This is a genomic window from Agromyces sp. P1_H4 (assembly GCF_056405255.1).
This window is the reverse complement of the sequence record NZ_JBFUCL010000094.1, coordinates 1-11277: the sequence shown is the minus strand read 5'-3', so window position 1 is coordinate 11277 and position 11277 is coordinate 1. Positions and strand designations below refer to the sequence as shown.

Genomic DNA, 11277 nt, shown 5'->3' with positions numbered 1-11277 from the left:
TGGTCGCCCCCCGCCTCCGCAAGCCGCTCGAGGAGCTCGTGCTCGTCGGCGAGTAGCCCCCGCTCACCCCTCACCCGAGCACACGACGAGCGGATGCCGCGGCAGCACGCCGCGGCATCCGCTCAATTTCGCTGGTTCGAAATGTAGGAACAATCGGCGGACCCGCCGTCCCGGACCGCCTCCCGCTGGGCGCGCCCGTCGGTTGTTCCTCCATTTCGGCGGCATGCGCGGGCCGCGCGTCAGCCCGCGCGCTGCTCCGCCAGGTGCGCGCGCAGGTGCTCGACCGCAAGGTCGTGGTCGTCCTGCTGCGGCAGCCCCGAGACGCCGACCGCGCCGATGACCGCGCCGCCCACGACCCGGATCGGCACGACGCCGCCGTGCGCGGCGTACTCGCGCGGGTCGAGGCGTGCGTCGGTGTCGAAGTCGCCGCCRTCGGCGCGGAACGACTCCCCGACGAGCATCGAGGCGTGGCCGAAGCGCTCGGCGACGCGGCGCTTGCGGTCGAGCCAGCCGTCGTTGTCGGCCGAGGATCCGGGGAGCGCCGCGTGGAAGACCCGCTGCGGGCCGAACCAGATCGCGATCGCGACGGGGAGCCCGCGCTCGGCCGCCGCGGCGCGGAGCCGCACCCCGAGCGCCCACGCGTCGTCGAGCGTGAACCGGTCGAAGACGAGCTCGGCCTCCTCCGCGATGAGTCGTTCGCGCAGCTCGCTCATGGCCGCAGGAGCACCTTGATCGCGCGGCGCTCGTCCATGGCGGCGTACGCCTCGGCCGCGTCGGCCAGCGGCAGCTCGAGGTCGAACACCCGGCCGGGCTCGATCGCGCCCGACAGCACATCGGGGAGCAGCTCCTCGATGTACCCGCGCACGGGTGCGACCCCGCCGTTCACGCCGACGTTGCGGTTGAAGAGCGGTCGCACGGGCAGCTCGGGGCCGCCGTTCGGCACGCCGACGTAGCCGACCATGCCGCCGGGCCGGGCGGAGCGGATCGCCTGGTCCATCGACTCCTTGGTGCCGACGCACTCGAGCACCCGGTCGGCGCCGATGCCGCCCGTGAGCTCCTGCACGGCGGTCACGCCGACGTCGCCTCGCTCGGCGACGATGTGCGTCGCGCCGAACGCGCGCGCCAGCTCCTGCCGGTCACGATGCCGCGACATCGCGATGATCGTCGTCGCCCCGAGTCGCTTCGCGGCAATGACCGCACAAAGGCCCACGGCTCCGTCCCCCACGACCGCGACCGAGTCGCCCGGCTGCACGCCCGCGCTGACGGCGGCGTGGTGGCCGGTGCCCATCACGTCGGACAGGGTCAGGAGCCCGGGAACCAGGTCGTCGGTGATCGGGCCGCCGACGGGCACGAGCGTGCCGTCGGCGAGCGGCACGCGCACGCGCTCGCCCTGGCCGCCGTCGGCGAATCCGCCGAACCGGTCGTCGCCGCCCCACCAGCCGCCGTTCAGGCACGACGTGGAGACGCCGTTGCGGCAGTTGACGCAGGTGTTGTCGCAGACGTAGAACGGCGCGATGACGAAGTCGCCGACCGCGATGTGCTGCACGTCGTGGCCGACCGCCTCGACGACGCCGACGAACTCGTGGCCGATGCGGTGCGGCTCGTCGGTGGGCGTGACGCCCCGGTACGGCCAGAGGTCGGAGCCGCACACGCACGCGGCGACGACCCTCACGATGGCGTCGCCGCCGGTCGACAGCTCGGGGTCTGGAACGGTCTCGACGCGGATGTCGCGTGGTGCATGGATGATCGTGGCAAGCATGCGTTCGAGCCTACGCGCGGCCCCTCACACGTGCGGCACGAACTCCTGCCAGGCGATCCGCTTCGCGCTGCGCGGGTCGAGCTCGACGCGGTCGGCCCGGTCGAACACGAGCGTGCGCCGGTCGGCCTCGTCGTAGACGGGCCACGAGGGGTCGGGTGCGCCGGATGCCGCGAACGAGGTCCAGTGCTGCTGCATCCGTCGCCCGACCTCGCGATAGAGGCGGCGCCCGCCGAGCAGCGTGAGCCCGGCACCGGTCAGCGTGTCGAACTTCTCGAACAGGGCGAACAGGTCGAGGCCGTGGGTCGCGTCGAGGCCGATCAGGCGCGGCATCCGTGGGGCCGCATCGAAGCGGTAGAAGTAGACCGGCGCGTGTCGCGAGTGCCGCTCGCCGACCTTCACGCTGGGGAACCAGAACGTGAAGTCGCCCGCGAAGTCGGCGGCCGGGCGCCGTTCGGGCAGCCCCGGGTACTGGCGCTTGATCGCCTTGCGCGACTTCTTGCGCGTGTTCGCGAAGATCGCGCGGATACGCGGCTTCGTCGTCGGCAGGATGCTGATGCGCCCGACGAACAGCGACCCCTCGCGGTCGTTCGTGCCGATGATGAGCGGAACTCGGTGCGCCGTGCCGTCGGCGAACGCGTCGAGGGGCCGCTGCGGCAGGAACTTCCCGTCGATCACGGGGGCGAGGCTGATGGTGCCGGGATTCTCGTCGGGCGTCCGCAGCGACAGCTGGGTCGTGGCCTCGGCGAGCAGCACCGGGTCTGCGGTGTGCAGCATCGCCGCGGCATCCTCGCCCGAATCGCTCTCGAGGTCGTCGTCGTCGACCAGCCGGCTGAGGGTGCGCACGTACTCGGCCGCCCACCTCGCGGCGACCTCGGGCGTGTACACCGCGTTCGCCGGCGAGCTCTGCGCGATGGCGCGCGCGAAGAGCCCCGCTGCCGTCGGCACCGCCATGAGCGTCGTCACCGAGTTCGCGCCCGACGACTCCCCGAACAGGGTCACCCTGCCGGGATCGCCGCCGAACGCGGCGATGTTGCGCCGCACCCACTCGAGCGCCGCGACCTGGTCGCGCAGGCCGAGATTGCAGTCGAACGGATGCCGGGCCGACGCGTATGCCCGGAAGTCGAGCCAGCCGAGCGCACCGAGCCGGTAGTTGAGGCTGACGTAGACGATGCCGTGCCGACGCACGAGCCCCTCGCCCTGCCGCGGGTACTCGTCGGACGAGCCCACGCTGTACGCGCCGCCGTGCAGGAACACCATGACGGGGCGGCCGCCGACCGGCTCGTCGGGCGCGATCACGTTGAGGCGGAGGCAGTCCTCGCTGCGCGGCAGCCGCGGATGCGCGCCGATGAACTGGCCCTTCCGGTTCTGCGGCGCGACCGGCCCGAACTCGGCGGCGTCGCGCACGCCGTCCCACGGCGTCACCGCGGCCGGGGCGAGGAAGCGCTGCTCGCCGCCCGTCGTGCCGGCGTACGGGATGCCGCGCCACATGCGCAGCCCGCGCCGACGCACACCGCGCACGGCGCCCGCATCCGTCTCGACGACGAGTCCGTCGCTGACCAGCAGGGGGCCCTCGCGCAGCATGGCGGGAGCCTACCCCGGTCGGGTGAATGCGGGACTGGGGTAGCCCGAACTCGGACCGAGACCGATGTCGTGGGCCTGCGGCAGAATGTCACGGTGGTCGGAATGCGGAGCTTCTGGGGGGCACTCCCCACCGAGGGTCGATGGCTGCTGTCGACGGTCGCCATCCAGACGCTCGGCCGTGGGCTCACGCTCCCGTTCACGATCATCTACCTGCACGAGGTGCGCGGCTTCGACCTCGGGTTGTCGGGCGCGCTGATGAGCCTCATCGCCATCACCGGGCTCGTCGTCACCGGTCCGGGCGGCACCCTCATCGACCGCTACGGCGCCCGCACCATCCTTCTGGCCGGTCTCACCTCGATGATCGCCGGCTGCACGCTGCTCGCGTTCGCGACCCACCCCGCGGTCGCCGCCGTGGCGCTCGTGCTCATCGGGGTGAACTTCGGCGTCTCCTGGCCCGGGTTCAACGCCCTCATCGCCACGGTGGTGCAGGGCGACCTGCGGCAGCAGTACTTCGGCGTGAACTTCGCGCTCGTGAACCTCGGGATCGGCATCGGCGGCATCCTCGGCGGCTTCTACGTCGACGTCCACGCGCCCGAGACGTTCACCGTGATCTTCCTCGTCGACGCGGCGACGAGCCTCATCCCCATGGCCCTGCTGCTCGGTCCGCTGCGGCACGTCCGCACGCAGTCCGAACCGTCGCCCGACGCGCCCGCGACCGGCGGCTACCGCGAGATCCTCCGCCAGCCGGCCGTGCTGTGGGTCACCCTGCTGACGTTCATCGCGATGTTCATCGGCTACGGCCAGATGGAGGCGGGCTTCCCGGCGTACGCCCGGCAGGTGGCCGAGGTCTCGACGCAGGTGATCGGGTTCGCGTTCGCCGTCAACACCGCGGTCATCGTGCTGCTGCAGTTCACGGTGCTCAACCGCATCAGCGGCCGCCGGCGCACCCGCGTGATGATGGTCATGGCCGGCGTGTGGGCGGCGTCGTGGCTGATCCTCGGCGCCGCGGGCCTGCTGCCCGACACGGTCGCGGCCGCCATCGGCGTGCTCGCGTTCATGGGGGTCTTCGCCTTCGGCGAGACGCTGCTGCAGCCGACCGTGCCGGCCGTCTACAACGACCTCGCCTCAGACCACAACCGCGGCCGCTACAACGCGATCAACTCGGCGGCGTTCCAGGGCGGTGCGATCACCGGTCCCATCGCGGCGGGCCTGCTGCTCGCCAACGGCCTCGAGGCGTGGTACATCGCGGTCATGGTGATCGGATGCCTCGGCATCGGCGTGCTCGCGCTGGCGCTCGAACGCCGCATCCCGGCCAGCGCCAACGGGGTCCCGACGGCCGCGCCCGTCGAGGGCTGACGAGCCGCGTCGACGCCGACTACTCCTCGACGATCTCCGCGTCGATGACGTCGTCCTCCCCGGCGCCGCCGGCGCCGTCACCGGTCGCACCCGCGGACGCCTCGTCGACCTCGGCTCGTGCCACGGTGAGCGACTCCCCGTCGGGAGCCAACTCCACCATGACCCGGTCGCCGTCGCGGATCTCGCCCGTGAGCAGGGCGCGCGCGAGCCGGTCGTCGATCTCGTGCTGCATGAGCCGGCGCAGCGGGCGCGCCCCGTAGAGCGGGTCGTACCCGCGCTCGGCCAGCCACGCCCTGGCGTCGGGGGTGACCCCGAGGTCGAGGCGCCGCTCGCGCAGTCGCGTCGAGAGCCGGTCGATGTAGAGGTTCACGATCTCGCCGAGCTCCTCCTCGCTGAGCGCGGAGAACACGACGATGTCGTCGAGGCGGTTGACGAACTCGGGCTTGAATGCCTGCCGCACCGTCTGCAGCACGGCCTGCTCCTTCTCGTCCCAGCTGAGCGTCGGGTCGATCAGGTACTGCGAGCCGAGGTTCGACGTGAGGATGAGGATCACGTTGCGGAAGTCGACCGTGCGGCCCTGGCCGTCGGTGAGTCGCCCGTCGTCGAGCACCTGCAGGAGCACGTCGAAGACCTCGGGGTGCGCCTTCTCGACCTCGTCGAGGAGGATCACCGAGTAGGGGCGCCGGCGCACGGCCTCGGTGAGCTGGCCGCCCTGCTCGTAGCCGATGTACCCGGGGGGCGCGCCGACCAGCCGGGAGACGGAGAACTTCTCGCCGTACTCCGACATGTCGATGCGCACCATGGCGCGCTCGTCGTCGAAGAGGAACTCGGCGAGCGCCTTCGCGAGCTCCGTCTTGCCGACGCCGGTCGGGCCGAGGAACAGGAAGGATCCCGTCGGACGGTTCGGGTCGCTGATCCCGGCGCGCGAGCGTCGCACGGCGTCGGCCACGGCGCCGACTGCACGCTTCTGCCCGATGAGCCGCTTGCCGAGCTCGGTCTCGAGGTGCAGCAGCTTCTCGGTCTCGCCCTGGAGCAGCCGGCCGACGGGGATGCCCGTCCACGCGGCGATGACCTGGGCGATGTCCTCCTCGGTGACCTGCTCGTTCACCATGCGCGGCTCGTCGGGCGCCGCCTCGGCCTGCTCGGCGGCCTCGAGCTCCTGCTGGAGCCGCTTGATCGTCTCGTACTCGAGCTTCGACGCGCGGGCGTAGTCCGCCTCGCGCATCGCGCGGTCACGCTCGGTGATCGCCTCGTCGAGCTTCTTCTTCAGCTCGCCGACGCGATTCAGCCCCATGCGCTCGCGCGACCAGCGCGCCTCGAGCTCGGCGAGGTCGCGCTCCTTCTCGACGAGCGTCTCGCGCAGCCGAGCGAGCCGCTCCTTCGAGGCGTCGTCCTTCTCGCGCTTGAGCGCGAGCTCCTCGAGCTTCATGCGGTCGACCTGGCGCTTGAGCTCGTCGATCTCGACGGGCGACGAGTCGATCTCCATCTTCAGCCTCGACATCGCCTCGTCGATGAGGTCGATCGCCTTGTCGGGCAGTTGTCGTGCGGTGATGTAGCGATTGGAGAGGGATGCCGCGGCGACGAGCGCGGCATCCGAGATCGTCACGCCGTGGTGCGCCTCGTAGCGGCCCTTGAGCCCGCGGAGGATCGCCACCGTGTCCTCGACGCTCGGCTCGCCGACGTAGACCTGCTGGAACCGGCGCTCGAGCGCCGCGTCCTTCTCGATGTACTCGCGGTACTCGTCGAGCGTGGTCGCGCCGATGAGGTGCAGCTCGCCGCGCGCCAGCATGGGCTTCAGCATGTTGGATGCCGCGACCGACCCCTCGCCGCCGCCGGCGCCCATGAGCAGGTGCAGCTCGTCGACGAACGTGATGATGCCGCCCTCGGCGTCGTTGATCTCCTTGAGCACGGCCTTGAGCCGCTCCTCGAACTGGCCGCGGTACATCGCGCCGGCGACGAGCGCCGAGATGTCGAGCGAGACGAGCTGCTTGTCCTTCAGCGACTCGGCGACGTCGCCCTCGACGATGCGCTGGGCGAGCCCCTCGACGACCGCGGTCTTGCCGACGCCGGGCTCGCCGATGAGCACGGGGTTGTTCTTGGTGCGACGGGTGAGGACCTGGCTCACCCGGCGGATCTCGGCGTCACGGCCGATCACCGGGTCGAGCTTGCCCGCCTTCGCGAGGTCGGTGAGGTTCACGCCGTACTGTTCGAGCGCCGACTTCTGCTCCTCCTGGGAGTTCGGCGCGCCCTGCATGTTGGCCACAGGCATCCCTTCGTCAAACTTGAGTGTACTTAACTCAACTTTGCTCGGAAGGCGGGTATTCCGGAACGAGCGGCGGAATCCGCCCGTCACTCACGGTAGACGGATGCCCCGGCGATCGCCACCGTCTGGGCGCGTTCGTCCGCGCCCGCCCTCAGTCGACCTCGACCTCGTCGCCCACCATCGTCGTGCGATCGACTCCGCCGGAGTCGGCCGGCTGCTCGTACCGCACGGGCATCCCGGGGTGAGCGAGCGAGAACCAGAACGTCGCGACGGAGGCGTCGGCGTCGGATGCCTCCGGCCGCACGTCGAACCGAACGCACTCGACGGTGCCGACCGGCAGGTCGAGGGTCTCGCGCGACGACGTCGTGCGGTCGGCCGGGAACGCCGCGTGCCGCTGGAGGTCGAGCCAGCTCGTGCGCTCCCGCTCCACCTCGCCGTCGACCAGGCCGTCGGGGCCGACCCACCAGCGCTCCAGCGTCGCTCCCGTCTCGTCGGCCTCGACGAAGCGGTTGACCCGCTCGAACGGCTCGCCCTCGGCGGGCTCGACGAAGAGCCGGATCGTGCGCCCGTCAGGGCAACCGGTGCGGATCTCGTCGGCGGTGAAGGGCGTCGGCAGCAAGCCGGGTCCGAGCAGGTGCGGGTCGGTCATGCTCGCCATTCTGCGGCATCCGCTCGATTCCGGATACGGGCGGGCCGCGTATGGTCGAAGAGAGATCGAGGAGGTTCCATGCCACTGGAAGGCGAGTACGAGCCGAGCACGTCGGGATGGGCACGCAGGCAGGCCGAGACGTTCGAGGCGTCGAACGGCGCGCAGGCCAACACGCTCCGCGGATTGCCGATCGTCCTGCTCACGAGCGTCGGCGCGAAGACCGGCAAGCTGCGCAAGACCGCCCTCATGCGCGTGGAGCACGACGGGGCGTACGCGGTCGTCGCATCGCTCGGCGGCGCCGCGAAGCACCCGGTCTGGTACTGGAACCTGAAGAAGCACCCGCACGTCGAGCTGCAGGACGGCGCCGAGCGGCACGACTACGAGGCGCGCGAGCTCGAGGGGGCCGAGCGCGAGGAATGGTGGGCTCGCGCGGTCGAGGCGTACCCGCCCTACGCCGACTACCAGCGCAAGACCGACCGGCTGATCCCGGTCTTCCTCCTCACGCGCGTCGTGCTCTGAGCCAAACGGTCCGGGCCTGCGCGCTCAGAGCCAGCGCATCGTGAACGCCCGCGCGAGCAGCGCTCGAAGCGGCGGCACCGCGAGCGTCCGCACGATGCCGTTGCGGGCGCGCAGACGAAGACCCGCTGCCGGCGCGCCCATGCGCATGTTGAACGCCGCCTGGCGGATGGCGCGGCGCGCGGCGGGCCGCCGCACCCGGTCGTACGTCTCGAACGGCTCGTAGGGCGCCCCCACCGCGAGCGCTGCGGCGAGGTCGTGGTCGAGTCGCATCGCGTCGATCCAGCCGAGGTTCATGCCCTGCCCGCCGATGGGGCTGATCTCGTGCGCGGCGTCGCCGGCGAGCGCGACGCGGCCCTGCGACATCCGACCGGCGAGGTGCTGGCGTGCCTCGAACCCGCTCGGCTCGGATGCCGCGTCGACGTCGAAGACCCCGCCGGCGCGGGTGCGCACGATCGTCTCGAGCTGCGCCGACGTGGGCGCCGCGAGCGGTCGGCGCACCCAGGCCACCCAGCGCCGCAACCCGCCGGGCATCGGGAACGACTCCACGACGCCCGCAGGCTCGAAGTGCAGCAGGGCGCTGCCGGGCTCGCCGGTGTCATCGCGGGTGTCGCCCATCACGTAGTGCGCGCGGCCACGGTGGGCCACCCAGTCGACGCCCACCATGCTCCGGATGCCGCTGCGCACGCCGTCGGCCCCGACCACGTAGCGCGCGGCGACGACGGGCAGCCGCTCGCCGCCCTCGGTCACGGCGACGTCGAGCTCGACGTGCGTGCCGCGGTCGTGCAGGCCCCGCACCTCCATGCCGCGCCGGAGGGACCCGGGGCGAACGTCCGCCAGCCGGCGCTCGAGCAGCTCTTCGGTCTCGAGCTGCGGCAACGACAGCACGGTGCCCGCCTTCGCGAACGACATGGCGCCGAGCGTGCGCCCCTCGCAGGTCACCCGCCCGTCGTGGATCTCGATCGCCCTCGACCGCACCTCCTCCTCGACGCCCGCGCGAGCGAGGGCGCGCAGCCCCGGAGGGTGGATGCCGATCGCCCGCGACCGGTCGGAGCGACCCGACCGCCGCTCGAACACCACGACGTCGAGGCCGCGCTGCGCGAGCAGGCAGGCGAGCAGCAGGCCGACGGCCCCGCCGCCCACCACGGCCACGTCGTGCCGCGCCTCGTGCAGCTCGGGCGCCTCGTGCACCTTGGCCTCGTGCTCAGGCATCCGCCCCCCACACCACCTCGAGTCGCGACGGGATGCCCCGGCGAACGCGCCATCCGGGCGGCAGCACCGCCGCCAGCTCCGCCGCGGTGTGGCTGCGCCGGATCGAGGTGAGCCCGTCGGCGCGGATGTACGAGCCGGCGAGCAGGTTGCGCGAGAACGGGAGGGTGCCGAGCGCGAACCCGGCGTAGCCGTATCGCGACCGCTCGATGTCGGCATGCACCGCGACCCCGCCGTCGGCCGCGAGCCGCTCGGAGTCGGCGAGCAGCGCCCCGAACTGGTGGCTGTCGAGATGGTGCAGCACGTGGTTCGACGTGACCACCTCGAACCGCTCGCCCGCGTCGGCGAGCTCGGAGCTCGACACGCGCCGCAGCACGAGGCCCGGGTCGGCAGGCTGGGCGAGCGCCCAGTCGAGCGATCGCGCGTCGGGGTCGATCGCGGTCACCTCGAGCCGCAATCCGTCGGCGCGCGCCCACCGCAGCAGCGCGCGGGGCAGGTCGGCGCCGCCGGTGCCGATGTCGAGCACCCGGCGCGTCTCGGTCGGCGAGAGGCATGGCCGCACCCACCGGCGGTACACCGCCCGATGGTTCGACACGACCGCGTTCACCAGGCGGAACCGCTCGTACGTGCGGGCGAGCGCCGCGACGTCGCCGTCGTGGTCGTCCATCAGCTCGGTCGCGGTGTCGTCGCGCTGCCGCAGGAATCCCCGATCGAAGAACCCGGGCACGGTGCTCATCGGGTCAGGTGCCCATCGGTCAGGCGCGCACCGTCATGAGCGCCGACTCGACCGTGAGGCCGGGGCCGAACGCCATGGCGACGACGCGATCGCCGTCGTCGGCGGCATCCGAATCGAGGATGTTCCGCAGCACGAACAGCACCGTCGCGCTCGACATGTTGCCGAAGTCGCGGAGTGTCTCGCGCGCGGGCACCAACTGCGCCTCGGTGAGCCCGAGCCGTGTCTCGACCTTGTCCAGGATGCTGCGGCCGCCGGGATGGATCGCCCAGTGCTCGATCGCCTCGCTCGCGGCGTCGGTCGCCAGCGCCTCCGTCAGCGCCTCGTCGTGGTCGAGCAGCGGCTCGATGGCGCCGGTGATGTGGTCGTCGATGATCGTCGGCACGGCGTTCGAGAGCACCATCTCGAAGCCGTGGTCGCCGATCTTCCACGCCATGTCGTCCTCGCCGTTCGGCGTGATGCGCGTCTCGAACCGGTCGAGGTCGAAGGCGCGCTCGCCGTCGGCGAGCGGCCTGGCCGTCACGATCCCGGCCGCGGCGCCGTCGGCGAAGAGCGACGAGGCCACGATGGTGTCGGGGTCGTTCGAGGTGCGCAGGTGCAGCGTGCAGAGCTCGGCCGAGACCACGAGCACGACCGCCGCGGCATCCGCTTCGCAGAACTGCTTCGCGGTGCGCAGCGCGGGCATCGCGGCGTAGCACCCCATGAATCCGAGGTGGTAGCGCTGCACGGCCGGGCCGAGGCCCAGCTCGCGCACGAGCATGAAGTCGGGGCCGGGTGCGTAGAAGCCGGTGCACGACACCGTGACCACATGCGTGATGTCGGATGCCTCGATGCCGGGGCATCCGTCGATCGCCGCCTGCGCGGCCTGCACGTAGAGCTTCGTCGCCTCGGTGGCGTAGATCTCGTTGCGCACCTTGGTGCCCGGCAGGAGCAGCTCGCCGCTCGCGAGGTCGAAGAAGACCGGCTCCTCGGTGCGGGGATCCCAGCTGAGCTCCTCGAGCACCGTGTGGCGCGTCTCGATGCCCGACACGTTGAACGAGGTGGCGACGATCCGCTGCGCCAGCCGGTTGAGCCCCGGCTGGGCGGCGAACACGTCGCGCACCTGCTCCTGCACGAGCACCGTCGGCGGCACCGCCGTGGCGACCGCCCGAAGCGCGACGGTCACCCGAGCAGCTTCGCCTTGGCCGCGGCGAACTCGGCGTCGCTGAGGA

The 11277-nt window shown here is 71.9% G+C and carries 10 protein-coding genes; 2 read left to right on the top strand and 8 right to left on the bottom strand.

What is annotated here, in order from left to right; translation table 11 throughout:
- Positions 1-239: 239 nt before the first annotated feature.
- Genes AC1DY2_RS08035 through AC1DY2_RS08025 form a run of 3 tightly spaced genes read right to left on the bottom strand, consistent with a single transcriptional unit; the run spans position 240 to position 3340 of the window.
- Positions 240-713, bottom strand: coding sequence for a heme-degrading domain-containing protein (locus tag AC1DY2_RS08035; RefSeq protein WP_476761941.1), 474 nt, complete (start codon positions 711-713; stop codon positions 240-242).
- A complete protein-coding gene (locus AC1DY2_RS08030) occupies positions 710-1759 on the bottom strand; it encodes a zinc-dependent alcohol dehydrogenase family protein (protein ID WP_476761940.1) in 1050 nt (349 codons plus the stop codon). The genes AC1DY2_RS08035 and AC1DY2_RS08030 overlap by 4 nt, the downstream gene beginning before the upstream one ends.
- 24 nt (positions 1760-1783) lie before the next feature.
- A complete protein-coding gene (locus AC1DY2_RS08025; RefSeq protein WP_476761939.1) occupies positions 1784-3340 on the bottom strand; it encodes a carboxylesterase/lipase family protein in 1557 nt (518 codons plus the stop codon).
- Positions 3341-3442: 102 nt separating this feature from the next.
- Between AC1DY2_RS08025 and AC1DY2_RS08020 the strand changes: the two genes are divergently transcribed.
- Positions 3443-4696, top strand: coding sequence for an MFS transporter (locus AC1DY2_RS08020; protein WP_476761938.1), 1254 nt, complete (start codon positions 3443-3445; stop codon positions 4694-4696).
- Between the two features lie 19 nt (positions 4697-4715).
- Here the strand turns inward: AC1DY2_RS08020 and AC1DY2_RS08015 are convergent, their stop codons facing one another.
- Positions 4716-6950, bottom strand: coding sequence for an ATP-dependent Clp protease ATP-binding subunit (locus AC1DY2_RS08015; RefSeq protein WP_476761942.1), 2235 nt, complete (start codon positions 6948-6950; stop codon positions 4716-4718).
- Between the two features lie 160 nt (positions 6951-7110).
- Positions 7111-7608: a hypothetical protein gene (locus tag AC1DY2_RS08010; RefSeq protein WP_476761937.1), complete on the bottom strand. Its 498-nt coding sequence runs from the start codon at positions 7606-7608 to the stop codon at positions 7111-7113.
- Positions 7609-7686: 78 nt separating this feature from the next.
- Between AC1DY2_RS08010 and AC1DY2_RS08005 the strand changes: the two genes are divergently transcribed.
- Positions 7687-8127 carry a nitroreductase family deazaflavin-dependent oxidoreductase gene (locus AC1DY2_RS08005; RefSeq protein ID WP_476761936.1) on the top strand — a complete coding sequence of 147 codons (441 nt, stop codon included), beginning with the start codon at positions 7687-7689 and terminating at the stop codon, positions 8125-8127.
- 24 nt (positions 8128-8151) lie between these two features.
- On the opposite strand, the gene AC1DY2_RS08000 is transcribed toward AC1DY2_RS08005, so the two are convergent.
- From AC1DY2_RS08000 to AC1DY2_RS07990, 3 genes are read right to left on the bottom strand one after another with little or no spacing between them, the layout of a single operon-like run.
- Entirely contained in the window at positions 8152-9336 is a 1185-nt protein-coding gene (locus AC1DY2_RS08000; RefSeq protein WP_476761935.1) for an FAD-dependent oxidoreductase, read from the bottom strand.
- Entirely contained in the window at positions 9329-10069 is a 741-nt protein-coding gene (locus tag AC1DY2_RS07995) for a methyltransferase domain-containing protein (protein ID WP_476761934.1), read from the bottom strand. Before AC1DY2_RS07995 ends, AC1DY2_RS08000 begins: the two co-directional genes overlap by 8 nt.
- A gap of 19 nt (positions 10070-10088) precedes the next feature.
- Positions 10089-11231 carry a type III polyketide synthase gene (locus AC1DY2_RS07990; protein WP_476761933.1) on the bottom strand — a complete coding sequence of 381 codons (1143 nt, stop codon included), beginning with the start codon at positions 11229-11231 and terminating at the stop codon, positions 10089-10091.
- Positions 11232-11277: the final 46 nt, after the last annotated feature.

What these genes read in the sequence shown, in the direction of transcription:
- AC1DY2_RS08030 (WP_476761940.1), bottom strand. Translation starts at nt 1,759, where the DNA reads ATGCTTGCCACGATCATCCATGCACCACGCGACATCCGCGTCGAGACC.
- AC1DY2_RS08025 (WP_476761939.1), bottom strand. Translation starts at nt 3,340, where the DNA reads ATGCTGCGCGAGGGCCCCCTGCTGGTCAGCGACGGACTCGTCGTCGAG.
- AC1DY2_RS08020 (WP_476761938.1), top strand. Translation starts at nt 3,443, where the DNA reads ATGCGGAGCTTCTGGGGGGCACTCCCCACCGAGGGTCGATGGCTGCTG.
- AC1DY2_RS08015 (WP_476761942.1), bottom strand. Translation starts at nt 6,950, where the DNA reads ATGCAGGGCGCGCCGAACTCCCAGGAGGAGCAGAAGTCGGCGCTCGAA.
- AC1DY2_RS08010 (WP_476761937.1), bottom strand. Translation starts at nt 7,608, where the DNA reads ATGACCGACCCGCACCTGCTCGGACCCGGCTTGCTGCCGACGCCCTTC.
- AC1DY2_RS08005 (WP_476761936.1), top strand. Translation starts at nt 7,687, where the DNA reads ATGCCACTGGAAGGCGAGTACGAGCCGAGCACGTCGGGATGGGCACGC.
- AC1DY2_RS08000 (WP_476761935.1), bottom strand. Translation starts at nt 9,336, where the DNA reads ATGCCTGAGCACGAGGCCAAGGTGCACGAGGCGCCCGAGCTGCACGAG.
- AC1DY2_RS07995 (WP_476761934.1), bottom strand. Translation starts at nt 10,069, where the DNA reads ATGAGCACCGTGCCCGGGTTCTTCGATCGGGGATTCCTGCGGCAGCGC.